Source organism: Priestia filamentosa, assembly GCF_900177535.1.
GTDB classification, from domain to species: domain Bacteria; phylum Bacillota; class Bacilli; order Bacillales; family Bacillaceae_H; genus Bacillus_I; species Bacillus_I filamentosa.
Genome location: NZ_FXAJ01000001.1, coordinates 1,371,326 through 1,395,658 on the forward strand (window position 1 = coordinate 1,371,326; position 24,333 = coordinate 1,395,658).

General features: G+C 33.5%; 21 protein-coding genes and 2 pseudogenes. 18 read left to right on the forward strand and 5 right to left on the reverse strand.

All coding sequences use genetic code 11. The annotated features are described in order from the left end of the window. Positions 1-62: 62 nt before the first annotated feature. Positions 63-869 (forward strand): uroporphyrinogen-III synthase, encoded by an 807-nt coding sequence (locus B9N79_RS07000; RefSeq protein WP_040061032.1) that lies wholly within the window; start codon positions 63-65, stop codon positions 867-869. 30 nt (positions 870-899) lie between these two features. Here B9N79_RS07000 and B9N79_RS07005 read toward each other — a convergent pair whose 3' ends face one another. Next, entirely contained in the window at positions 900-1,550 is a 651-nt protein-coding gene (locus B9N79_RS07005; protein ID WP_019392672.1) for a lysozyme family protein, read from the reverse strand. A 226-nt stretch (positions 1,551-1,776) separates the two neighbouring features. Between B9N79_RS07005 and B9N79_RS07010 the strand changes: the two genes are divergently transcribed. From B9N79_RS07010 to B9N79_RS07040, 7 genes are all read left to right on the forward strand, one after another. Further along, positions 1,777-2,394: a ribonuclease H1 domain-containing protein gene (locus tag B9N79_RS07010; protein WP_040061034.1), complete on the forward strand. Its 618-nt coding sequence runs from the start codon at positions 1,777-1,779 to the stop codon at positions 2,392-2,394. 231 nt (positions 2,395-2,625) lie between these two features. Then, a complete protein-coding gene (gene mbcS, locus B9N79_RS07015; RefSeq protein WP_193399792.1) occupies positions 2,626-4,197 on the forward strand; it encodes an acyl-CoA synthetase MbcS in 1,572 nt (523 codons plus the stop codon). Positions 4,198-4,331: 134 nt separating this feature from the next. Next, entirely contained in the window at positions 4,332-4,832 is a 501-nt protein-coding gene (locus B9N79_RS07020) for a hypothetical protein (protein ID WP_040061036.1), read from the forward strand. 258 nt (positions 4,833-5,090) lie between these two features. Continuing rightward, positions 5,091-5,561, forward strand: coding sequence for a hypothetical protein (locus B9N79_RS07025; RefSeq protein ID WP_019392676.1), 471 nt, complete (start codon positions 5,091-5,093; stop codon positions 5,559-5,561). Positions 5,562-5,675: 114 nt separating this feature from the next. Further along, the gene (locus B9N79_RS07030) at positions 5,676-6,641 is read left to right on the forward strand and encodes an NAD(P)H-dependent flavin oxidoreductase (RefSeq protein WP_046217614.1); all 966 of its coding nucleotides are present in this window, start codon (positions 5,676-5,678) and stop codon (positions 6,639-6,641) included. Between the two features lie 70 nt (positions 6,642-6,711). Beyond that, positions 6,712-7,158, forward strand: coding sequence for an SRPBCC family protein (locus tag B9N79_RS07035; RefSeq protein WP_040061041.1), 447 nt, complete (start codon positions 6,712-6,714; stop codon positions 7,156-7,158). A 121-nt stretch (positions 7,159-7,279) separates the two neighbouring features. Continuing rightward, the gene (locus B9N79_RS07040) at positions 7,280-8,140 is read left to right on the forward strand and encodes a YihY/virulence factor BrkB family protein (protein ID WP_019392679.1); all 861 of its coding nucleotides are present in this window, start codon (positions 7,280-7,282) and stop codon (positions 8,138-8,140) included. Positions 8,141-8,168: 28 nt separating this feature from the next. On the opposite strand, the gene B9N79_RS07045 is transcribed toward B9N79_RS07040, so the two are convergent. Beyond that, positions 8,169-8,462, reverse strand: coding sequence for a DUF948 domain-containing protein (locus B9N79_RS07045; RefSeq protein WP_231573202.1), 294 nt, complete (start codon positions 8,460-8,462; stop codon positions 8,169-8,171). Between the two features lie 117 nt (positions 8,463-8,579). On the opposite strand from B9N79_RS07045, the gene B9N79_RS07050 reads away from it, so the two are divergent. Next, entirely contained in the window at positions 8,580-9,197 is a 618-nt protein-coding gene (locus B9N79_RS07050; RefSeq protein ID WP_040061044.1) for an NUDIX hydrolase, read from the forward strand. Here B9N79_RS07050 and B9N79_RS07055 read toward each other — a convergent pair. Together B9N79_RS07055 and B9N79_RS07060 are read right to left on the reverse strand one after the other, a co-directional pair. Continuing rightward, the gene (locus B9N79_RS07055; protein ID WP_085118039.1) at positions 9,194-10,192 is read right to left on the reverse strand and encodes a DUF4003 family protein; all 999 of its coding nucleotides are present in this window, start codon (positions 10,190-10,192) and stop codon (positions 9,194-9,196) included. The two genes, B9N79_RS07050 and B9N79_RS07055, sit on opposite strands and share 4 nt — an antisense overlap. Positions 10,193-10,255: 63 nt before the next feature. Further along, positions 10,256-11,137 carry a LysR family transcriptional regulator gene (locus tag B9N79_RS07060; protein WP_019392683.1) on the reverse strand — a complete coding sequence of 294 codons (882 nt, stop codon included), beginning with the start codon at positions 11,135-11,137 and terminating at the stop codon, positions 10,256-10,258. Positions 11,138-11,282: 145 nt separating this feature from the next. Between B9N79_RS07060 and B9N79_RS07065 the strand changes: the two are divergent. The 9 genes and pseudogenes from B9N79_RS07065 to B9N79_RS07105 all read left to right on the forward strand — a co-directional run. Next, positions 11,283-12,440, forward strand: a pseudogene (locus tag B9N79_RS07065) (non-oxidative hydroxyarylic acid decarboxylases subunit C); the annotation flags it as partial. A gap of 606 nt (positions 12,441-13,046) precedes the next feature. Beyond that, entirely contained in the window at positions 13,047-14,573 is a 1,527-nt protein-coding gene (locus tag B9N79_RS07070; protein WP_085118041.1) for a hypothetical protein, read from the forward strand. Between the two features lie 7 nt (positions 14,574-14,580). Beyond that, on the forward strand, positions 14,581-15,228 hold the full coding sequence (locus B9N79_RS07075; RefSeq protein WP_085118043.1) for an ABC-three component system middle component 4: 648 nt from the start codon (positions 14,581-14,583) through the stop codon (positions 15,226-15,228). 2 nt (positions 15,229-15,230) lie between these two features. Further along, complete coding sequence (locus B9N79_RS26470; protein WP_240516654.1) at positions 15,231-17,303, forward strand: coiled-coil domain-containing protein; 2,073 nt, start codon at positions 15,231-15,233, stop codon at positions 17,301-17,303. 289 nt (positions 17,304-17,592) lie between these two features. Continuing rightward, a pseudogene (locus B9N79_RS07085) lies at positions 17,593-17,931 on the forward strand (IS1595 family transposase); the annotation flags it as partial. An 88-nt stretch (positions 17,932-18,019) separates the two neighbouring features. Then, on the forward strand, positions 18,020-18,553 hold the full coding sequence (locus tag B9N79_RS07090) for an SF0329 family protein (RefSeq protein ID WP_085118046.1): 534 nt from the start codon (positions 18,020-18,022) through the stop codon (positions 18,551-18,553). 240 nt (positions 18,554-18,793) lie between these two features. Further along, on the forward strand, positions 18,794-20,797 hold the full coding sequence (locus B9N79_RS07095; protein WP_085118048.1) for an ATP-dependent nuclease: 2,004 nt from the start codon (positions 18,794-18,796) through the stop codon (positions 20,795-20,797). Next, a complete protein-coding gene (locus tag B9N79_RS07100; RefSeq protein ID WP_085118050.1) occupies positions 20,794-22,617 on the forward strand; it encodes an ATP-dependent helicase in 1,824 nt (607 codons plus the stop codon). Before B9N79_RS07095 ends, B9N79_RS07100 begins: the two co-directional genes overlap by 4 nt. A 544-nt stretch (positions 22,618-23,161) precedes the next feature. Next, entirely contained in the window at positions 23,162-23,662 is a 501-nt protein-coding gene (locus tag B9N79_RS07105) for a hypothetical protein (RefSeq protein ID WP_085118052.1), read from the forward strand. Positions 23,663-23,852: 190 nt separating this feature from the next. Here the strand turns inward: B9N79_RS07105 and B9N79_RS07110 are convergent, their stop codons facing one another. Next, complete coding sequence (locus B9N79_RS07110; RefSeq protein ID WP_085118054.1) at positions 23,853-24,332, reverse strand: DUF6262 family protein; 480 nt, start codon at positions 24,330-24,332, stop codon at positions 23,853-23,855. Position 24,333 lies beyond the last annotated feature (1 nt).

Here is a 24,333-nt window from a genome sequence, read left to right on the forward strand (position 1 = left end):
TATGCAGGTTTTTTGTGTTGTTTTCTGTGATAAGATAGAAAAAAAGAGAAGAGAGGGATATGATGGGAAAAGGATTAGAAGGGAAGAAAATTGTAATCACAGGATCTAGAAAAACAGAAGAAATGAGCACTATTATTGAAAAACAAGGAGGGATTCCTCTTGTTCGATCTCTTCAAGGTACCGTTTTTTTAGCAGAAGAAAGTATAGAAAAGCCACTGCGTACCGTTATAGAAGAAGGAGCAGATTGGTTTCTTTTCACAACGGGTATGGGAACGGAAACGCTTGTTGGAATGGCGGAGAAATTAGGAATGAAAGAAGAGTTTCTAAATAGAGTGAAAGAAGCAAAGGTTGGAACAAGAGGGTATAAAACATTTTCAGCGTTAAAAAAATTACATATTAAAGTAAATGCTGTTGATGAAGATGGCACAACTGCAGGGCTTATTCGTGCTCTAGAAGGATATAGCTTTAAGGGGGAAAAAGTAGTTGTACAGCTTCACGGCGAAAAAGCGCCTCGCCTTATCCAGTCACTGGAATCACAGGGAGCTACTGTCCTCGAACTTCTTCCATATGAACATACAGCACCTGAGAAAAGCGTTGTTGAAATGCTTTGTAGAGAGATTATCGAAGGTAAAATTGATGCAATATGTTTTACAACAGCAATCCAAGTTCGTGCTCTTTTTGATGTTGCAAAAGAAATAGGAATGAATGATAGGTTAAGAGAGTGTTTTGGCAAAGAGATAGTTGCTGGAGCAGTTGGGAAAATTACCGCTGAAGCCTGTCGAGAAGAGGGAATTCGTAATATTGTTGTACCTGAAAAAGAAAGAATGGGCGCTCTCATTATCGAACTTGGCGAACACTACAAAAAATAAAAAAAGGTGGCATCTTAGGATGTCACCTTTTTAGCTTTGATTAGCATCTGCTGTTGCAGAATTCCCAATCCATTCTTTTACTGTTAAAGTTCGTTCATTTACTTTTTCAGAATACGTGTAGTCTCCATAGCAGTAAGGATAGCGAAAGTTGTTTTTGTCGCCTCCGCATTTATACACGTCAGGATTTTTTTCTACTTGAATTTTAGAGAACTCTTTAGCAAGCTCTTCTGTGTGTTTTTGCCCGTTTAATGCTACATAGTCAATATATCCTGGTCCCATATTGTAGCTTTGAATAACTGTGTCCAAATCAACGCCTTTTTTCTGTGCATAGCTGTACATGTCATAAAAATGGGCAACCCCTTGTTCAATGCTTTGTTCGGGTTCTTTAATTTCGTTGCGAGAAAGACCGTTTGACTCTGAAGACTGCATTGGGTCATTCCCACGCCCATTCGACTCCTGATACATAATTCCGAGTAGAAGAGGTGTGTAGTCTTTTAAACCGTACTTTTCTAGTTCACTTTCAACAAGAGGCTGATATTCCGTTAGTCGCTTTTCAACAAGTTTTGACATTAATTTATCTGTACCGCCATCGCGCGTTACTAGAAAAACAAGCGCAATTAAAAAAATAATGCCGAAGCTTAAGAGAAACCCTAAGCAACCTAAACAGCCTTTTTTCTTCATTCCCTTTTCCACCTTTAAACTTTTCTCTCTCTATTTCTATTATAAAGAGTTTCAAAGATTTTAAAAACAAAAACATCCAAAAATAGATTACAATTTTATTACTTTGTCGAATGAATGGTGAAAAATTTGTCATATTCTCTTTCTTTGCAAGAAATAGTATAGTTCTTTTTCATTTCTTCTTTTGTTATAGTAGAGAAAGAATGTTATCTAAAGGAGAATACACGAAATGGCAAAGAAAAAGTATTACGTTGTTTGGGCGGGAAGAAAGAAAGGCATCTATACAACGTGGGACGAATGTAAAGCACAAGTTCATGGCTTTCAAGGAGCAAGGTATAAATCATTTCCAACGATAGAGGAAGCCGAGTCTGCGTTTAAAGCTGGAGGAGGATTACCTGCAAAAAATGCACCTAAACGTGCATCTAAATCTACCTCATCTTCTTATATAGAAGAAAGCATATGTGTTGATGCTGCTTGTAGTGGAAACCCTGGGGTTATGGAGTATCAAGGAGTAGATACAAAAACGGAGGAGAGAATCTTCCATTATGGACCTGTTAAAAATGGAACAAACAATATTGGAGAGTTTTTAGCTATTGTTCATGCGCTCTCGCTTTTTCAAAAGGAAGGAAAAAGTACGCCAATTTATACAGACTCTATTACAGCTCTTGCCTGGGTTAGAAATAAGAAAGTGAATACGAACTTGCCACGAAGTGAAGAAACACAGCATATATGGGATCGTATTGACAAGAGCATTGAATGGCTGAATCACCACTCTTATGAAAATCCAATCATGAAATGGGAAACTAAAAAGTGGGGCGAAATTAAAGCGGATTTTGGTCGGAAATAAAGGAGTCTATGGAATTTTCCATAGGCTTTTTAGCATAACAAGAATGCATAGAACTTAAGAACTAAAAGATGCGAAAGCTTAATTTGGGCTTATTTTGAATTTTTATGATACAATTACTCATTGTATGGCAAAAAATTAGTAGCAGGTATTAATGTTTAGTTATATAATAAAGTTACATTAAATGAAAATGAGAACTGAATCCAAGAGAACGTGGATGAAGGAGGAAGAGAAATGTTGAAATTAGAAGAACTTATTCCAGCGGAACAGTATAACTTAACAGAAGAAATGGAAAAGTACGCTTCAGAAAGAACGGCATTAAAATGGAGAGACGATGAAGGCCATCGTGAAGAAGTATCATATAATGAACTTATTGAGCGAGGAAACAAGCTAGCAAACTCGTTTAAAAAACTGGGTTTACAAAAAGGAGATCGTGTATTAGTGATGGTGCCCCGTCTTGTGGAAGCATATGTCACATATTTTGCTTGTTTAAAATCAGGTCTTGTTATTATCCCGTCGTCTGAAATGCTTCGTGCTAAAGATTTACAGTACCGAATAAAACACGCAGAAGCGAAAGCCATTATTGCATATAAGCCATATTGTAAAGAAATTGATATGGTAGAAGATGTAGAAACTTTAGAACATAAGCTTGTAATTGGTGGAGAATATGGTGAGTGGACAGATATGGTAGCGCTTACAAAAGGGATGTCAAGCTCATTTGATGCTGTACAAACCTCAAAAAATGATATTGCTTTTCTTTCATACACATCTGGCACAACTGGACAGCCAAAAGGTGTTGTTCACAGTCACGGCTGGGCATATGCACATTTACGCATTGCAGGCGGTGAGTGGCTAGATATTAGTGAAAAAGATGTAGTATGGGCAACTGCAGGTCCTGGGTGGCAAAAATGGGTATGGAGTCCGTTTTTATCTGTACTTGGAAGAGGAGCAACAGGATTTGTTTATCATGGACGATTTGAGCCTAAGCAATATTTGCAGCTTTTACAAGATGAGAAAATCAATGTGCTTTGTTGTACACCAACTGAGTATCGCCTGATGGCTAAAATTGATGAATTAGAATCCTATAATTTATCTTCTTTACATAGCGCTGTTTCAGCAGGAGAAGCGTTAAATGAAGAAGTTATTAATACATTTAAAAAGTATTTTAATCTTCAAGTTCGTGATGGATATGGTCAAACGGAAAGTACGCTTTTGATTGGTACATTAAAAGGAGTTCCGCATAAAGCAGGGTCAATGGGAAAACCGATGATTCCTCAGTTCATTGAGATCGTAGATGATACCGGTGAGGCGTGCAAACTAGGAGAAGTCGGCAATATTGCGGTTCACAAAGATCTTCCCTCGCTTTTTAAAACATACTACAAAGATCCTGAAAGAACGGCATCTGCCTATAAAGGAGACTACTTCTTAACAGGAGATCGTGCATCAAAAGATGAAGAAAACTATTATTGGTTTGAGGGAAGAAGCGATGATATTATCATTAGCTCAGGTTATACAATAGGACCGTTTGAGGTAGAAGATGCACTTATGAAACACCCTGCTGTAAAAGAATGTGCGGTTGTAGCCAGCCCTGACGAAATCCGAGGAAATGTAGTAAAAGCGTTTATTGTGCCAAGAACAAGCGTAGACAATGAAGAGGAGCTCACAAAAGAGCTTCAGAACCATGTTAAAAGTCTAACAGCACCATACAAATACCCACGTCGTATTCAATTTGTAGACGATTTGCCAAAAACGAATTCAGGTAAAATTCGTCGCGTAGAGTTACGTCAACAAGAAGTAGGAAAGTAAGAAAAAGCATCCGGCTGGATGCTTTTTTTATGCTAACTCATCATCTCCCTTTCTAATGAAAAACGGGCACACCTTCTTTTCTTCCGCATATTATAAATGGGGAGCTTTTTTATCAATTGAGCGAGGTGAACCTCATGAAAAAGATTGTTTTAAATGTAAGCGAGAAATGGGTTAGCATGTTAAAAGAACAAAAAGAGAAAAACTATATGTCAAAAACAAAAGAATACTTGAAAAAGAGTGGGGTGTGGGTTCCAATCACTCCTGAAGTCCTTCTATGGTGCTTGGAGAAAAAAGGAAATATCCCCATTGTTGAACCACACTTATCGTTTTTAGAAGAAGGAATTGCTTTTAGTGGTAAAGTCAAAAAACTCGGCATCTCCATTCCTTTTGAAATAAGACTTTCCCCTTTCAAAGCCAGCAACCGTTCGCTTACGTTTCAAGTTCTTTATGTAAAGCCGTTAAACAGCAGTTGGTTCAAGAGGAAAATATTTCATAATGAACCTCTATCTCACTATAGTCAAAATTTATTAACGATTAATCTTAACGAAATAAGCAAGATTCGCTATGTGCCAGTCGGAAATATAAAAGACTTTGAAATTAAGGATGGAAAAGTATTTGTGAAATTAGGTGTTTAAATAAAAAAGCTATCTTTGCTTCAAAGATAGCTTTTTATTTTGTTTTATAAAACTATGTTCTAAAAGACCGAGTTAACATTATTTAAATATTTGTAAAGTCCCTGAATAAAAAAGCTCTGAATCTTGTTATCAAAGGGGATAAAAAGTAATTATAATTAAAAAATTGATTAAATTATAAAAATAATTAGAATATTTTGTTTGTTTTTCTATTTATCGGGTACAGCTCCTATGTATTACCAAAAATAAGGAGGAGAACAGATGAAGAAAGCAAAAAGAGTTTTAGCAGGATCTGCCTTAAGCGTCACTCTATTAGCCGCACCATTAGCTCTACCTTTTGGAGGTAACACAGCGTCTGCTGCGACGCCTGAAGTAGGAGGAAGTGTTACAATCGATCCTGTTGCAATTGGACAAGCTATTGAAGATGCAAAAGTTTCGGCTGATAACAGAAGTGGTTTTGTAAAAGGAGCAATGGAGAAAGCGTTCTTTGAATCAGGACAGCAATATAACGTTGTTGTGATGAATTTAAGTCAAGGATACAACTCAGATGGACTTCAAGGTGTACAATATTTTGATACAACAGACTATGATGGAGTAACATATGGAATTTGGGTATTTGAACAAGGAACCTTCATTAATGAAGGTGATGGAGGTTATATTAACTGGGCAATGAGAGGTTGGTTTGAACGAACAGGAGATGATGGGAAAACTGTCAACTTTCATCGTCCATAATATAAAAAAGCTTGAAGTGCAGCCACACTTCAAGCTTTTTTATATGTATAAACAGGATTTACCTTGAAGAAGACGAATAAAAGGGATAAATAATGCTTTAGGGGGAATAAAGCAATGAAAACGCGTGTAACAAAGTTATTAAATATTCAATATCCAATCGTTCAAGGAGGGCTTGCTCATTTAGCGTATGCAGAGCTTGCTTCCGCTGTTTCTAATGCAGGCGGACTTGGGCAAATTACAGCGATGACGTTAGGAGAAGGTGAAAAACTTAGGAAAGAAATTCGAAAAACAAAAGAGTTAACCCAAAATCCATATGGCGTAAATTTTGCAATTGGTCAGCATGCCACTTCTTATGAAGAATTGCTAGAGGTTGTTATAGAAGAAGAAGTTCCTGTTATCTCTGTTACAGGAGCAAATCCTAAGCCGATTTTTGAACGCTTACAAGGAGAAAAAGTGAAAAAACTTGTGCTTGTTGCAAACGTAAGACAAGCACAAAAAGCGGAAAGTCTTGGAGCGGATGCTGTGATGGCCGTTGGAAACGAAGGTGGAGGTCATTTAGGAAGAGATGAAGTAGGCACGGTGGTTCTGATTCCGCGTGTTGTTCAGTCTGTATCCATCCCAGTTTTGGCGAGTGGAGGAATTGGTACAGGCAGAGGTTTGCTTGCTGCATTAGCCCTAGGCGCTGACGGAATTGAGATGGGTACGCGCTTCATCGCAACAAAAGAGTGTGTACATGCGCATCAAACGTACAAAAAAGCGCTTCTTGCTAGTAGTGAACAAGATACAGTTATCATTAAAAAAACGTGGGGAGCTCCTGGACGTGTTTTAAAATCCGTCTATACAAATCATATTATCCAGCGTGAAAGAGAAGGAGCAACATATGAAGATTTAAAAGAATCAGTAAGTGGAGAGGCGAATAAAAAATATATTTATGAAGGAGAAGAAGATAAAGGATTTGGCTGGGCAGGCCAAGTAGTCGGGCTCATTGATTCAGTCCCATCTGTTCAAGAACTTATCGTAAATATGATAGAAGAGGCACGTCACGGAGCAGAGGATGTTTATAAAATGTTTGAAAATTGAGTGTCTTCTTCATAAAAAGCTTGTTTTCTTGCATAGAGTAGAAAAAAGCCTTTGAAGGGAGAAGATACGTTTGAAAGGAGAAGGAACAATTGATCTTCATACAACACGAGAACGTGCTTTTAAGATGCTTTTGGATCCCGGCGTATTGAAAGAATGTATGGTTGGATGTAAACGCTTCGAAAAGGTAGAAGAGGGAATATATAAAGCAAACATTTCGCTTGGTTTTCTGCCGGTAAAAGGGGATTACGATATAACCATTAAGCTAACGGATTTAAAAGAGCCAGAGCAATATAATATGAAGATGAGTGGAAAAGGGGGACCAGGCGAAATTAAGATGCTGAATCATATTCATCTTGATGAAAAGGGTCATACAACAGTGCTTTCCTATACATATGAAGCAGAAATTCATGGGAAAGTAACAAAAGCGGGAAAGCCTGTTCTAAAGAAAGTAGCAGGGTTCATTGTGAAAGATTTTTTCAAACGATTTGAAAAAGAGATCAAGCGTAGTAAAGTATGAATAGAAAGAAGTCAGTAGATCTCTACTGGCTTTTTTCTATTGAAAACAGTATTGAAAAGTCAGAAAGTCGGGTATGCAATAGATATAAGACAACACAAAAAAGATAGAAAGGAGAAAGTGTATGTCTTCGGCAAAAGGGTTTTTAAAAAATTTGGGAGAAGAGATGCAAAAAGATCGAGCAACAGGATTAGCAGCAGAGCAAGCTTATTACTATATGCTATCCATTTTTCCTGTTCTCATCCTTTTGCTATCTATCATTCCATATCTATCAATTGAGCCTCAAACAGCAGTTTCATTTATTAAAAGTATTCTTCCATCACAAACAGCTAATTTACTAGAAGAAAATGTGATCGACCTTGTAACAACTCCAAATGGTGGATTGTTAACAGTCGGAATTCTGGGAACACTTTGGTCTGCATCAAATGGGATTCAAGCGTTTATTCACGCGATGAATATCGCATACGATGTGGAAGATAATCGCTCATTTATAAAAGTACGCTTGCTCGCTATTGTGTTAACAATAGGCCTTCTTGTAGCTTTTATTATTTCATTAGCTCTCCCTATATTTGGAAATGTAATTATTGATTGGATTAAAAGCTTTGTTCCTATATCCTCTGGATTTGAAATTTTATTTACTATTTTAAGATGGGTTGTAGCAGTTGTTGTCATTTCTATCGTCCTTTCAGGTCTTTATCGTTTTGCGCCGAATAAAAGTTTTGCTTTTAAACACGTTATTCCAGGAGCTGCTATTGCAACAGTGCTTTGGCAAGTAATCTCATTTGGGTTTTCTTTTTACGTTAGTAATTTTGGCAATTACTCCGCTACTTATGGAAGCTTAGGAGGCGTAATTGTCCTTATGATTTGGCTCTACTTAACAGGACTCATTCTTGTTATTGGAGGAGAGATTAACGCTCTTTTTCATAAGCGAAATATTCAAACAGAAGCAATTGTGAAACATCCTAAAAGAGTTGTTAAACAATAAAAAAAGCGAGGGATTCCTCGCTTTTTTACTATGCTTTTCCGTTTTCCCATACTCTCTTTAATAAAGTTGGGGTTTTTTTGGCACCGCCTATTACTTTGTTGACGGATTCTTTTTTATACTGAATGTCCTCTGAAATCTTATCTTTCGTGTCATTCAATACAGCCGTTTCTGTTTTTATACCATTCATACGTTCATTTACCCGCTCCGCTGTAGCATTTAATTCTTTTACTTTTGGCTTAATGTTTTTCATTGCTTTTATAGCTGTATAGCCAAGATAAATAATGGCTACAACGAGTAAAGCAATGCTTGCATATAAAATCATAATCACTGCTATCAACCTCCTTATGGGATACATACCCAATTTAAGCTGTTTATAATCGATGCAAAAGGAAAAACAGTATGGTACGATAAGGAAAAGTAGAGAGAAAGGAAGAATTATATGGACTTAGAAAAACTACAGCAAAAGTTAGAGCATCGCCGTCCTGCTATTTTAGGAAGCGAACATTTTTTAAAATATGCTATTTTAATTCCTATAGTTCAAAAACAAGATGAACTTCATCTTCTCTTTGAAGTGCGAGCTTCAACAATGCGAAGACAGCCTGGGGAAGTTTGTTTTCCAGGAGGAAGAATTGAAGAAGGAGATAAAAATGAGCAAGAGGCAGCTATAAGGGAAACGGCAGAGGAACTTGGCATTTCCTCTAATAAAATTACAAACGTACAGCCTCTCGATTATTTTGTATCTCCTTTTGGGATGATTATTTATCCGTATGTAGGCTTTATTGATGAAGCTGAGATTCTTCCAAATCAAGAAGAGGTAGAGCGCGTATTTACGGTGCCTCTTTCTTATCTCCTCCATAATCCGCCGAAGGAATTTGAGATGAATTATGAAGTGAAACCTGCTGCTGATTTTCCATATCATTTAATTCCAGGAGGAGAGAATTATAATTTTCGTCAGCGTCCACTTCCTGAATATTTTTATGAATACAATAGCGATGTAATATGGGGATTAACAGGACGAATGTTAAAACACTTTATAGACGTCATTCAAAAAGATTAGTTTCCACCGCCGCCATCACTAGAGGAAGCATTTGCTGCAGCGCTTGCTATCACAGCTACCATTGCTGCCTGCTGAGCTTGAATAACCATATCTAGCGTTGTGTAGAGGCTTGTTTTTAAAATGTCTTCATGTTCCATACTATAGTTCATCACACTGTTAACAGCTGTTGCAAAATTTGTTTGCTGCTTCCATTTGAAAGCTTTATGTTTATTGAAATAAGCAGCAATATCATGAATTTGAGCAAGCTTTCTTTCGTCAGCTTCTAATAAAGAAAGGATTGCAAATTGAGTATAGTAAGCAGGTTTTATTTTCATGCCATTTTTAGAAAAGTAGTTTTCAATTCTAGCATACGTTTCATAAAGGTCTTCAAGCGGTTGCGTATCCTGAAGCGAGAGAATATGGCTCAAAAACTGCAAATCGTTTCCTTTTCGGCATCCTTTACTTGCCCACATTTCATACACGTTTTCAACACGGTCGATAATTTCAATAGGAGCGCCATTTTCTCTTGAAAGCAGCATTGCAAGCGGATAGTCGCTTTTAGACGTTATAAACGGATGAGCTTCTTTCATTAAAGTGTAAAGAGAAAGGGCCCGGTCAGCATAGTCTTCAACCGAAAACGTTGGCGTTTCTTCATTAAGAACAATAAGAGCGCACAGGTATGTGAATACATCTTTTTTAAAGCCTGAATCCACTAGCTTGTTATAAATTGTGTTAAGCTCCTGAAATTTAGCTTCTGGGTTGTTATATTGAGCATCAAGAAGTGCAGCAATCATAAAAGAGTAGCTAGAGTTAAGGGGTGAAAAAAATCCAACTTGCTTTTTTAATATTTTTCCGAGCGAAAGAAGCGAAACTTGCGCTTCTTTTTTATTGCTTTCTCCATATATAGAAGAGAGAATCATTAAATAGTTTTTATCAACAGCTTGCCATTTTAATTCATTCTTTAAGTGAAAATACATTTTTTCAAAACGTTCCACTTTTTCTTCCAGTGTTGTCATCTATATCACTTCCTTTTTTCTTTCTTCTTTTTTATACGAAGAAAGAAACGAAAAGTTTCAAGATTACCCATCTTGAAACTCTTCAAACGCCTGTATAAATTCCTGTGCAGCTTTTGATACATATCCTTTTCGGTAAATAAGTGATGTTTTAAGAATAAAAGGATTGTTTTCAATTGAGAGTGTTTTTAAATCGTTTAAGCCATGTAAGGAAAGCATTGAACAAGGAAGTATCGTTGCCCCAAATCCTGCTGAAACGAGATTTAAGAGGGTGGCAGAGTCGTGACATTCACAAAAAAGCGTTGGATGTAAATTTAATCGTTCAAATTCTACTAAAATACTGTCATAAATTCCTTTTCCATAGTTGGTTCGTAGCAAAACAAGCGGAAGGGAAGCAAGAGTTTCCATACTTACTGGCTCTGTGCTTGGATGATTTTTCGGTACAACAACAACGCAAGGATCTTCAGAAAGCTGTTTTGTAATGACGTTTTCATTTGAAAAGAGGGTTGTGGTTAGTACTACATCAATTTTTCTGCTTTCTAAAAGTTCTTCTAACCGTGTTGGTTCATCTTCCCAAACTTGAAATGTAAAATTAGGATGTTTTTCTTTATAAGACACAATGCTTTTTACAAGAAGGGCAGCCGAATAAATCGTTGCTCCAACAGATAACTTACCTTCCCCGCTGTTTTGAAATTCTTTTACTTCTTCAACTGTATCTTCCATCTTATTCACGACTTCTCGCGCTCGCTTGAGGAACAGCTCTCCCTCTGGCGTGAGCGTCATTCGCTTCTTTTTATTACGCTCAAACAGCATAACACCAAGCTCTTCTTCCATTCCTTGAACTTGTCGACTTAAAGGTGGCTGTGCCATATGTAGGCGTTCTGCAGCTTTTGTAATTGTTCCTTCTTCAGCAATAGCAATAAAATACATCATTTGGCGAATATCCATAAAGTGTTCTCCTCTCTTTATACCTTAAGAGTATTTTATAAATATTTAATACATATTTCAAATATGTAAAAAGTTCATGTACCATAAACATGTAGAAAAAATGATTTATATGGTAAGGCAAGAAGAGAAACAAGGAGGAAAAAAGATGGCTTATAAAGATTTTCGAGATTTTCTAAACACTTTACAAAAAGAAAATCAACTTTTGACAATTGATGAAGAAGTGAAACCAGAACCTGATTTAGGGGCGGCTGCTCGAGCTATTAGTAACTTAGGAGATAACACGCCAGGCCTTCTTTTTAACAATATTTATGGGTATAACAATGCTCAAATTGCCCTAAATGTAATTGGCTCATGGTCCAATCATGCACTTATGCTAGGGATGCCTAAAAACACACCTGTTAAAGAGCAGTTTTTTGAATTTGCTAAACGATATAGTGAGGCTCCTGTTCCTGTCCAACGTGAAGAAAGCGCGCCATTTCATGAATGTGAGATAACAGAAGATATTAATCTTTTTGATATTTTACCTCTTTTTAGAATCAACCAAGGAGACGGAGGGTTTTATCTTGATAAAGCCTGCGTAATTTCAAGAGATGTAACAGATCCTGAACATTTTGGAAAACAAAATGTTGGAATTTATCGCATGCAAGTAAAAGGAAAAGATCGCTTAGGAATTCAGCCTGTGCCACAGCATGATATTGCTATTCATTTAAAACAGGCGGAAGAGCGCGGTGAGAATTTAAAAGTAGCTATTGCATTAGGATGTGAGCCTGTTATTACAACAGCGGCTTCAACACCGCTTTTATATGATCAATCAGAATATGAGATGGCAGGAGCGCTTCAGCAAGAACCATATAAAGTTGTAAAAGCAAAACTCTCTAATCTTGATATCCCATGGGGAGCAGAAGTTGTGCTTGAAGGTGAAATTTTAGCAGGAGAACGTGAATACGAAGGCCCTTTTGGAGAATTTACAGGTCACTATTCAGGTGGGCGCAGCATGCCAATTATTCAAATTAAACGTGTTTATCATCGTAAAAACCCAATTTTTGAACATCTTTATCTAGGAATGCCATGGACAGAATGTGATTATATGATTGGAATTAACACGTGTGTACCGCTTTATCAACAGTTAAAACAAGCATTCCCAGAAGAAATTGTGGCTGTAAATGCTATGTATACACACGGGCTTATTGCCATTATTTCTACGAAAAGTCGCTATGGAGGATTTGCTAAAGCTGTTGGTATGAAGGCTTTAACAACACCACACGGACTTGGCTATTGCAAAATGGTCATCGTTGTTGACGAGCTTAGTTAACAACCTTTTGTACACTATTAATGTATACGATATATAAATAAATTAAATCTAGTTATAGAATTCAACCTATTTTATATAATTTTCTTTACATATAGACATTTTTAATTTCTTCGCATTAATTTTAATACCTTATCTGCATCAAACCTTCTAAGCATAGTTTTCTACTTTCTATTTTGGGTTAGACTTTAACTTCCACTCTGAACACTTTAATTAATTATTCATCTTTCTACCCCTTGTAATTCTATTTCATTGTAAAAGTCACCTCCTATTAAAAAGAATGTTCTTAACTTAATAGTTTTGAGCCGAGAATTAACTGGGTTACTTCAAAAAAATACTTCCAACCACAATATTTTGCTGTTTATTACATATTGTTTAACAATTTTACCTTTCATAATTTAGTTAACTTCTACTTTTAATCCCTGTGCCCCCTTATAAAGATTGGGTAGTTTAACATTCTATTAAAGTAAGTAAAGAGTAAAGATTAAACAGATTTATTATTAAACCTAATAAATAAGCAAGAAAAATATGCTTTTATATGGTAATATTTTAGATAAAATGTAACATATTTGGCATGGATTTCTCGGGGGAGTTAATTTAATGACTACAAGTGAATTAATAATATTCAAAAAAGATACAGATGCTCCAGGTTCAAACAGAGGGTTTGTGTATCAATACTTAAAAACTTTGGTGCTTTGGTTGAATAATTTTAAGGATAAAAAAGAAAATACTATATTTTGTGAAGTTGAAGACGACATCAAAGAAATAAATCTGATTGAACAAAATTTAAAGTTTACGCAGTTAAAATGTTACTCTTCAGCTTTCAATATAGATAGTGGCGAAATAAAAAAGTCAATTTACAACTTTTTTCTTCTATATTTAATATATGATGACTATGAAGGTGAGTATGTTTTTGAAACAAATACACATATCTCTAATCAAGATTTAATTTTAGAAAAATGGATGAATTATCAAGGGGCTTTACACACAAATGAAGAAGTTAAAACAGCTTGTGTTTCCAAGACCCAAGAAATCTTACGAGAAATATTTGAGCAAGAAAAAAGCTCACTTGAAAAATCTCTTGAAAAAAAGATTATGAATCGAAAAGAAAGATTAAAAGGTAATCCTAAAAAGGCTGAAGATTTGCAATCCGAAATTTTCACTTTCGATAAAGAATTAAAAATTCTCCAAAGTCTTTCAATCAATTTTGAAACCAAAATAAACAATGAAGAAGTCGTACAAGATTTTGCAAATCGTATATTGTGGGTTTTTGAGAATATTAAAGCTGTTGATTCTATTAACGTTTTAAAAGAGCAAATATATACGATTTTAGAAGAAATCCTAGAAGACAAAAATGCAGTAGAATTGTACTTTTGTAGATTACTTTCGGAAATTAATTTTAAAGCTGTGAAAGAAAAAAAAGAACAAAGGTACTTAGATAATAAGTTATTAAAGAAAATCTTTGAGGAAACAGATGATGTTATACGTTCAGGAATTTCTGTCCATTTACTACAACAGTTTGATGGCTTAGGTATTACAATTACTCAAGGTTTTACGACTGTTAACGAAAATATTTTACAGTCTGAAGAAAGGCTTAGAAAAGATATTTACTCTTTAAGTTCTACACTAACGCAAAATTCATCAAGTGATAATGATTATAAATTTTACGATTTGCCAATGGCAGAACCTGAGGAGATTGCAAATTTTATTAAACAGGAAAAGGGCGATTATCAAAGTAACTTAGAAGGAAAGTTTCATAAAATTGAGGGAATAGACGAAGGAATTAGAAAAAATTTACTTCAAACTGCAACTGAATTAAGGTGTAGATATTTAATGTATTTACAGCGTTTAAAATATCAGAATCTTCACAAAGAACGTGAGGAAATCAGAAAGTTAGAAAAGAAAGTTGAAGATATTTGCAATGATGCGGTTATGGGCTTCAAGATTTATAGCAATATAAGTTCTGCAGATTTTTACTTGTCTTTTAAAAAACAGTTAGAGTTAGAACTGGAAAAATTCAATGAGCGAGTAAAAGTAAAAAGGTTTGCTGTAGATAGCGACATTGTTTATGGGCAAATGTTTCATATGGCGGCAAAATGTTTTTTAAGATGGCACAGAGAAAGGTAAGGAATATATGGATAATAAAGAAAATCGAGCAGAAGAATTTTTCGAAATATTAATTAAAAATCAAGTAACAATGGAAGTAGCCCCTCTAGAGGACCAAAAAAGCTATGTGGAACCAGATGACGATTATGACTTTCATGCTTATAGAATATTACTTTTGATTCGAGTATGTGGTCTTATTAATAGACCATTCTTCAGCAATTACACTATTTATGGAAGAGGTAAATTTTCATTTTATGATTTTCTTATTCGTTATCCTTTTTACTTAAAAAGAATAATTGAAAAACAAAAGAAAGAGCAGCTAATGGAAGATTTAAAACTCAGGGAATATGAAACAGAAAGAGCGCTTTCTCCAATGATTAAATATATTCGAGGACCTTGGGACCCTAGATACGATGCTATTTTGAATTATATGGTTAGTAAAAAAATAATCAAGGTTCATTTCTCTAATTTTAATAAAAGTAAGAAGGCTATGTGCCTAACCTTGACAGAACTTGGGGCGGAAATTTCTGAACAGATAAAAGAGAGAGAAACTGATTGGGTTAATAGGATGGAGATTATCAATTCTGTTTTTACTAAAAAAGCTACAAATGAGCGCATAGAGAATTATATAAAAAAGAATTTTCCGTCACTAATGTTAGGAATTGAAGGTGAGTAAAAGTGTTTATTGAAGCAGTTAAAATAAGGATAGTTGCTAAAAGTGGTAGAAAATATGGTCGATATATTAGGTTCTTCGGTGAAAAAGGGATAAATGAAATTAATATGGTATTTGGTAAAAATACTTTAGGTAAGTCAACTTTAATTGAAAGTATTATTTATGGTTTGAACGGAGAAGCGATATACGGAAAGAAACAAAGGGAGATTATTAATTATAAACTGTTATTAAAAAAGTTTATGGACGAGACGTTAGAACACGCTGAAATTTATCTACAGTTGGAAAGTCGTGGAGAACGGGTTGTTGTTTTGAGAGACGCAGTAAATAATAATCAACCCGTTATAATTTTCAAGAATACTATTTTACATGAGTCTGACACAGGAAAAACTTTGGATGAAAGAGCAGAAAAGGTAGATTTCTATAAGATTAAAAAAGATAAAAATGTGAAAGGCAATCCAACATATCAAGAATTTTTATTTTCTTTCTTAAATATAGAGCCCATTAGAAAAATTAATGAGGAAGATGAAGAAAATGAGGAACGGTTGATTTTTTATATTGAAAACTTATTACCACTTTTTGTGATTCCTCAAGAATCTTGGACAGATATTCAAGCCACAAATCCTAAATATGATATTGTAGATATAAAGAAAACAGCATTTGAATTTTTATTGAAACTGTCTAACGCTGATGCTGCCAAGTATAGGCATTCTCTAGATTATTACAACGCTATTTTACGACAGAAGTCGAACTCTTTAAAAGATATAAAAGAAATTATTAACCTGTTAAAATATGATGATTTAGCTTCTATAGATAGGGAGATTGAAGAAAAAACAGAGGAAATTAAAGAACTGAATTATAAAATCCGTGAAATGGAAAAAGGAAATAATCTCATAGAGAATGTTTTAAAACAGATTAGAATGAAGTATAAAAACCTCATTGAGATATCAAAAAGACACGAAGAATCCATTAACTTACTAGAAACTGAAATTTCACAATACCAATATTACATATCAAAAATTGAATCTGATATTGAAAAACATGATAAATTAAAAACAGCAAAGAAATTAATTGGAGTTCTTCCAGTTGAGACATGTCCAAGATGTTTCAGCAATATTTCTCCAGAAAAACAGGAAGTATTATATTCGGGAAACTGTGATTTATGTGGTTCTGAACTACAAATGACAAGTGATACCACAAACACATTATATTATCTTCAGGATGAGCTGAGAGATTTTGAAAGATTGGTCTCCAGAAAGAAAGAGGCAAAAAATGAAATATCAAGCAAGCTATTCTTAGCTCAGTTAGAGCTCAAGGAGCTCAAAACGACAATGAATAGCTATGAGGAACAATTAAAACCACAGAACCTAGAACAATATAATTACTTTTCAAGAGAAATTGGTCGGATGGAGAATGCTATAAAAGAATTGAAAAAAGATAAAGAAGTTTTTAATAAATACGAGGAGTTAGTAAAGATAAAAGAAAAAGTTAGTAGTCGTATCACTGAGTTAAGAAAAGAAATTAGGAATGCAAAAGCAAATGAAAAATTAGATAATAAAAAACTTGTATATTTCGAGACGACATTCAAAGAAATTCTTTTTAAATTAGATTTTTTGAAAGATGGGTTTGATACAGTCAAAGTAGATAATTTAGATGAATCAATTAAAGATAAAGGAAAAAAAAGCTTATCCGTTATTAGGAGGATTTATGAACAAATTGAAATAGATTTAGACGATTATTATCCAAAAATTGAAGGAGTCAATTTATACAATATAACTTCAAGTAGTGGATTAGTTAGAATCATTTTGTCCTACTACCTAGCTTTATTAAAGACCAGTCTAAAATTTAAAAATTCCATAAATCACCCATTTATTCTAATACTTGATGAACCAAGGCAACAAAATTTAGATTTTGATACATTTAATCATTTTTTGGAACAGCTATTCGATATTAAGAAGGATTACCCTAAACAATTTCAAGTTATTATAGCTTCTTCAGTAAAAGGGAATTGTACTAAAGAAGATATAATACTAAATTTAAATAAAGTAAATAATAAATTAATTAAAGAGATTAAGGAATGAGAGAAGACTCCCTAGGATAAAAGGGCGAAATAAATTTTGAAAGTTTGATGAGTTAGAGATATATAATGATTAATTATGAATTGCTAAAAAAGTTAAAGACCAAACGGTTAAAGTTTGGTCTTTTGACTATCTGGATATAAACCTCACTCTTCATCTGAATTTCTTTCACATAAGTCTTCCAAAAATTTGTAGGGTCTTTAAACGTTTTTTCTCTTCTTTTAGTTTTTTACTTAAAAAAGAGTGTTCTTCTTCCAAATGTAATATTTTTAAAGCTTTATTTTCTAAGTAAAATGTTTTATGCACCGACTCTTGGCGTGCCTTTAAAACATATGCGACTGAAAAAGGGATAAATATTTATCGGTTCAAGTCTGATGGTAAGGTTCGCACAAAGAGTCTTTATCACATCTGGAATATCAATAATTACCATCGCAGACTTAAAGCGTGGGCACAGCGATTTAATGGAGTTGCAACCAAATATTCGGACAATTATCTTACTTGGTTTCAAGTTTTAGAAAATATTCAGCATCAGAGAAATGTAATCACTATAAAAGATTTGATTATTAAAGTAAATCTAATACAAAATACGGAAACATATTATACACTCAGGTTATATAAGTTCACGTTATAAATTTTGTTTTTTATTCAACTTATGATGCAGGTTAATTGAAAAAATTTTTTAATGGTAACATTTAATAGGTTGAAAGGGAGGAAGTTTATTGTTATATCATCCGAAATGGAGCAAAGCAAAGAAACGTTTAATGAGTTTTGTATGCGAATCTTTGCATTCAAGAGTAGATTTTCAAGTAATTAATTATCGAAAAGCACATGACCAGTTAGGTAGAGCTGTCATAACTGTTGATAAAGTAGAAATGTTAAGTATGTGTACGGTTACTGCCGAAAGAGAAGAATATTATAGAGAAAGAGATATTCGTATTCAATTAGACGATTTTAGTTATGATAATGTTTTTAATAATCGAGCAATCCAGGAACAAGCTCAAGAACAATTAAAAACGGAAGGTATTTATGCACAATATGATTTCTTTTCTGCTTTGGAAGAATACTTTAATTCACCAATTGAAGTATCTTTAAAGTCGAATGATATGTTAATAAAAATATTGTGTATTTTGGACCGCCGTGTAGGGAAAAGAACTTTACGTAAAATGAAAGAATCCATTTCAGAAGAAAATACATTAGTTCAGGATTTTTATAAATTACGTTGTGACGCAGAAAATCTACATAGTAGCGAATAAACAAAAACAGAACTTCCATAAAACAGGGAGTTCTGTTTTTACGCTTAATATCAATATTAAGGTTTAACAGAGCCATTTTATAAAAAGATTAATCAAGTGACTTTCTAGAAATATGGTTAATAAGTTGTGCGATTGGTGGGTTAAATAGAAATAAGTTAGGTATATAGTAGTCATCGATGGAAATTATTTCTCTGTTATTTTATTATATAAAGAGGTAATAAGAGGAGGTAATTATAAACATTGAACATACCAAGTGCACCTTATATATCAAGAGTTAAAATTAAAAACTTTAGAAACTTTAAAGATGTTGACGTAGAACTAAGTCATAAGCAAGTCATAATTGGCGAAAACAATGTAGGGAAAACCAATTTTCTAAGAGCCTTACAACTAATATTGGACCCTAAATTATCAGAAGAGGACCGATATTTAAAAGAAAGTGACTTCTACGAAGGTTTGGAATCGCCAATGGAAAACGGTGAAGAAATTCTAATATCTATTGAAATTAGAGAGTTTAACCATAATCGTACATTATTATCTATTTTATCTGACGCTACAGTAAATGATAAACCTGCTACTTTGCGCTTAACTTATCAATACTATCCAACTAAAAAGACTAATAAAGGTTATGAATATGAATACCGAATTTATCAAGGAGAAAGACAAGAAGTTTCCTTTTCTCATTCCCATAGGAAGTACTTAAATATAAAAGTGATTCCTGCTATGAGAGATGTAGAATCGGAAATGAAACATATAAAAAAATCTCCAATTAATCAACTTCTTAAGAACTACGACATTAGAAAAGGCGAATTAAAAGAGATTGCTGACAAACTAAAGGAAACAAGCGATGAAGTGCTCTCTATTGATGAATTGGTTCATTTAACAGATAGTATTAATGCTAGATTTTCCAATGTTATAGGTGGACAAGTTGATTCTTCAATATCCCTTGAAACAATTGAATCAGACCCTGATAGGATTTTGAACACATTAAGAATAATGATTGGTCAGGGAAAGAGAACAACAGGGGATACTAGTTTAGGTATAAGCAACATATTGTATATTTCTCTTATATTACTTTCGTTAGAGGACAAAACCATTCCTCCTATATTAAAAGAGGATGTATATTTAAAATTATTAGAAGAGGAACATAGTGGGGTAGTTAAAGATTGTTATGACAAAAATGAAAAAGGAAATTATGTTATAAAAGAGGAGTTGAAAAAAGAGCTACAAATCATGTTATATGAGTTTATGGACAATTATTATTCAAATGATAATGGATTTACTATTTTGGCTATTGAGGAACCAGAATCACATCTACATCCAGTTTTACAAAGGTTAATTTATAAAGATGTAATGAAAAAGAATACGTCTGTATTAATGACAACTCACTCACCTCATATTACATCGGTTGCTCCGTTAGAATCTATTGTACATTTACATTCATTAGATAATGGTACAAATATAAAATCAACTGCTTCTTTAAAGTTAAATGACAGGGAAAGAAAAGATTTAGCAAGATATATAGATGTAAAAAAAGGAGAGCTATACTTTGGTAAGGGGATTATTCTTATTGAAGGGATAGCAGAAGAATACTTAATTCCTAGTTTTGCAGAGCTATTGCATATGCCTTTAGACGAAAAAGGTATTATCTGTTGTAATGTAAATTCAACGAATTTTAAACCTTATGTACAATTCCTTGATGAGTTAGGAATACCATATGTGGTGATTACCGATGGAGATTACTATTTTTACAAAATAGAGAAAGAAGAGAAGAAAAGAAAGTTTGGAAGTATTTATAATGAAACACATGAAACTTTGGGTTATGGGTCTGATGGTTTAGAAAGAATGCATAGAATGTGCAAAGAGTTAAAAAAAATAGAAGGTGATTACGAATCGGCTGACCTTAACGCCCAATATAAATTTTTCTTTGAACAGGGACTTTTTGTGGGATTATATACTATGGAAATTGATATGATGAGACAAGCTGATGCGAAAAAATCTACAGAAGTATTTATTAATGTATTTAATGAATTAACAGAAGGGGGTCCAAGACAAAAACAAAATTTTAAGAGAAGCTTGGATAACAAAGAGTATCCGGAATGCTTGAAAAAAGTGGAAAGTCAGCATGCAGGTATTGGAAAAGGACGATTTGCTCAGAGTTTATCTGTTGAATGTACACAAGACCATATTCCTCCTTACATTAAAAATGCTATTGAGTATATATACAACCAGGTAAATTGCTTATGAATCAGATATATATCAAAAAGCTAAATCAAATTAAAGACGACCTGGACCAATATAAAGCTTTTTTATCAAATACTAGTACCGTTGTAAAAGCGGGACCTGGAAGTGGAAAAACTACAGTTTTATCACTGAAAATTATGTCCTTACTAAATGAAAGGATTAACCCGCCAAGAGGACTAGCTTGTATCACCTATAGTAACCAGGCTGCAAAGGAGTTTACAGATAGGTTAAAATCCTATGGTTACCAAAGTAGACAAAATGTTGTATTAGATACTGTTCATTCTTTTTGTATCTCGGAAATAATCGTTCCTTTTGCAAGCCTATATGATGTTAATATATCCTTACCTTTAAACATAATTTCTACTACAGAGAAGAATGCAATTTTTAAAGAGATACTTAAAAAACATCAAATGACAGAAAAAGATGTAACCACTAGTAAAATGGATAAAGAAAGAAATCAGTTAGTTCCAGGAGATAGTTCCATTAAATCGGAAGCAGATGAGAAAGCACAACTTGTAGCGAAGGAGTTTGAAAACTACCTTTATGAAAACGGTAAAGTTGATTTTGTGGAAATTGTTAAATGTTCCACTAAATTAATTAGAGAACAAGAATATGTGAGGAAATGTTTGGAAGCTAAATTTCCTTGGATTCTAATTGATGAGTATCAAGATTTAGGTAAGCCTCTCCATGAAATGGTATTAACTTTGTTTAGCAAGACAAATATTAAAATATTTGCTGTAGGAGACCCGGACCAATCCATATACAGTTTTCAAGGAGCTATTCCAGAGTACTTGTTGGAACTATATCATAACTCGAATTTTGTATCTGTGGATTTAAAAACTAATTATCGAAGCAATCAGGATATAATTGATGCTGCTTCTATTGCTTTAAATATTGATGATAGAGAATATAAGGCTGGTTTAAGACAAGAAGAAGAAGGCGAGTTTCATTTTATTACGTGCGAACATAACATAGACGACCAGTATGAAAAGGTAGTTAAAGAAATTATTCCAACCTGTTTGAAAGAAGGAATCCCTTTAAATGAGATATGTGTTCTAGTTAGTAAGGGAAATGAAATGCAAGACCTTGGTAGAATGATGGATAGGGAAAATATTCCTTACTACCTAGCTAAGCAGGAATTTCTAAAGAGTAAGATTATTTTATGGATGAAAGATTGTGCTTGTTGGATACTTGAAAACAAACATATAGTATTTTCTGATATATATGATTTTTGGATACGGTTCCTATATGAAACTAATAATAGTGGCTTACAAGAAAAAGATAAAATTATGCAAAGAAAAAAACTATTTTCAGTTTTAAGAGAAAGCGCGATTTATAAAGATAATCTTAATGATTGGTTTACATATTTATTTAGTGCTCTTAATTTGAAAGAAAAGTTGTATCAATCTCCTAAGTATATAACAGAAAACGAGATAATAGAGTTATTTAAGAATGAAATAAGGGATGGAGAATTAAAAAGTTATGATTTGAATAAATTCTCGTATATTGGAAAAGCCGAGAATCAAATTACAATATCTACAAGGCACAGCTCAAAAGGATTAGAGTTCGAAGTTGTTATAATGTTAGGGCTAGAAGAAGGGAATTTTCCACAACATTATACGGTAGAAATTCCTAAGTTTCTTAGTGAGCAAAGGAGAATATTTTTTGTATGTATTACTAGAGCAAAAAGGGTTTGTTACTTATTAAGGTCTAAACGGATTACCAGTAAAACACGATATGGAATAAGGACCTTTAACAAGAGACCTTCCATGTTTTGGACTGAATTACTTGCTATAAATGAAAAGAGAAAATCTCTTCAGTAGTATTTTCCTTTATAAAATAGTTTCTATTAAAAGAGATTAATAAAACCCAAAACTACGTTTCAACAGGTATAAGGAGAAGCGTAGTTTTTTATCTTAATGTTGTTTTAATACTTAGTATAAAGTGTAATGTAGAAAAATCCAATGACTTGGATTCCCTCTTTATAATCTTACTAATATCCTCTACGAGAGGAAATTGACATATAGTTCTGTTCATTTCTTTGCTTTTCATTGTGAAAATTCCTTTAGGTTAAACAATGATAGCTTAATATCTACCATTCACCATAATGATTAAAATTCGAGTCCTCTCAATATATTCGAAGTTATGTATTCCTCACAAAAAGTACATCTTTAGAATTTCGTGACTAGAATGTGATTTAGCATATAACCTTTTTACCTAGTATTTGATAGAAACGAGGGCAATTTAACATTAAGGGGCTGTAAAATAGGACAAATATCAGATTTTAATCCCTTTATAATATCTGCTATACTATTTCCTGGCGTTTAACATATTAAAGTAATTTTAGTTTTGGGATGTGTTTATGTAGTGGATAAGTATTATAAGAACGTGATTGAAAACCCTAAGGATATTGTCTGGTGTGTAGAATTATATAGAGCGTGTTACGTGTTAGGTGAGAAAATTATAATGGACTTTAAAAACCTTTTTCCTGTAGAAATGAACGAATTAGACATAGATTATGAGGACGCATACGAAGAAGTCTTGCTTGCAGCTGTTTGTGCAGCTGGAGGAAATGAAGGGCATTTAAAATTTTTACATGCAAATTATTTTGTCTACGATTATATATATAAAGATGGAGAAGTTAAAGAAGTCATAGATGATATATGCAATGCGGTTGAACAAGACTACGTGTTAGGTAATGAAGATAATTCAATAACTATTGATAGTGCTGTTATGTCTATGAAGAAGGAAATAAAGAAACTAAAAAAATATATATCAGAAGCATTAACAGTTATAAGTGGGAGTAAAGTACCGATAACAGTTGAGCGTTTTGAGCCTTTGTTAGATTTCATAACTTCAAAAAACTAGACATATTGTTCCTTTATATTTAAAATCCCTAATCACCGGAATTATTAGGCAAAAGCATAATGGAATCAGTATGCTTTTGCCTAATTTGTATTTACAACGTTTTAGCTTTGTAATAAGGATTTAATCTCTCATTTTTATCTTTACTAAAATAGGACAGTTTACTATAACCTTTTTTAACTTATTTTCTATATTAATTATGCACATGTATAATCTGCGCTAACCGTTGACATTCAGCTAAAAGCTTCATGTTTTTTTCCTTTATTTCCTCAATCTCTATTTCTTTAACCTCTCTTCGCTTTCTTTCGATTTCTAAGTCATTTTCTAATTTTAAATTTTTCTTTTCTAATTTATTTATTTGTTTGTGGGCATTGTTAATCTCTTTTTGTAACTCTTCGAGTTCTTTTAAATATCTAACTTCTAACTTTTTTTTCACCTTCGTTTTTTCAACATAACGCTCTTCCCACAGTTGAGGATTCCATATTTTTAAGGCATGTTCCTTATAAAGAGCTGAACGTGATAAACCTGTATATTCCTGAAGTTTCTTTGCTGTTATATCAGCGCTATTACCTTCGTAATCATGAATATCCTCAATAGAGGATTTAATAATATTTATTGTTCCTTGGCGTTTTTCTTCCTGAAGTTTTTTTAGTCCTTTGTTAGGTAGTTCCATT

What these genes read in the sequence shown, in the direction of transcription:
- B9N79_RS07000 (WP_040061032.1), top strand. Translation starts at nt 63, where the DNA reads ATGGGAAAAGGATTAGAAGGGAAGAAAATTGTAATCACAGGATCTAGA.
- B9N79_RS07005 (WP_019392672.1), bottom strand. Translation starts at nt 1,550, where the DNA reads ATGAAGAAAAAAGGCTGTTTAGGTTGCTTAGGGTTTCTCTTAAGCTTC.
- B9N79_RS07010 (WP_040061034.1), top strand. Translation starts at nt 1,777, where the DNA reads ATGGCAAAGAAAAAGTATTACGTTGTTTGGGCGGGAAGAAAGAAAGGC.
- mbcS (WP_193399792.1), top strand. Translation starts at nt 2,626, where the DNA reads ATGTTGAAATTAGAAGAACTTATTCCAGCGGAACAGTATAACTTAACA.
- B9N79_RS07020 (WP_040061036.1), top strand. Translation starts at nt 4,332, where the DNA reads ATGAAAAAGATTGTTTTAAATGTAAGCGAGAAATGGGTTAGCATGTTA.
- B9N79_RS07025 (WP_019392676.1), top strand. Translation starts at nt 5,091, where the DNA reads ATGAAGAAAGCAAAAAGAGTTTTAGCAGGATCTGCCTTAAGCGTCACT.
- B9N79_RS07030 (WP_046217614.1), top strand. Translation starts at nt 5,676, where the DNA reads ATGAAAACGCGTGTAACAAAGTTATTAAATATTCAATATCCAATCGTT.
- B9N79_RS07040 (WP_019392679.1), top strand. Translation starts at nt 7,280, where the DNA reads ATGTCTTCGGCAAAAGGGTTTTTAAAAAATTTGGGAGAAGAGATGCAA.
- B9N79_RS07045 (WP_231573202.1), bottom strand. Translation starts at nt 8,462, where the DNA reads ATGATTTTATATGCAAGCATTGCTTTACTCGTTGTAGCCATTATTTAT.
- B9N79_RS07050 (WP_040061044.1), top strand. Translation starts at nt 8,580, where the DNA reads ATGGACTTAGAAAAACTACAGCAAAAGTTAGAGCATCGCCGTCCTGCT.
- B9N79_RS07055 (WP_085118039.1), bottom strand. Translation starts at nt 10,192, where the DNA reads ATGACAACACTGGAAGAAAAAGTGGAACGTTTTGAAAAAATGTATTTT.
- B9N79_RS07060 (WP_019392683.1), bottom strand. Translation starts at nt 11,137, where the DNA reads ATGGATATTCGCCAAATGATGTATTTTATTGCTATTGCTGAAGAAGGA.
- B9N79_RS07070 (WP_085118041.1), top strand. Translation starts at nt 13,047, where the DNA reads ATGACTACAAGTGAATTAATAATATTCAAAAAAGATACAGATGCTCCA.
- B9N79_RS07075 (WP_085118043.1), top strand. Translation starts at nt 14,581, where the DNA reads ATGGATAATAAAGAAAATCGAGCAGAAGAATTTTTCGAAATATTAATT.
- B9N79_RS07100 (WP_085118050.1), top strand. Translation starts at nt 20,794, where the DNA reads ATGAATCAGATATATATCAAAAAGCTAAATCAAATTAAAGACGACCTG.
- B9N79_RS07110 (WP_085118054.1), bottom strand. Translation starts at nt 24,332, where the DNA reads ATGGAACTACCTAACAAAGGACTAAAAAAACTTCAGGAAGAAAAACGC.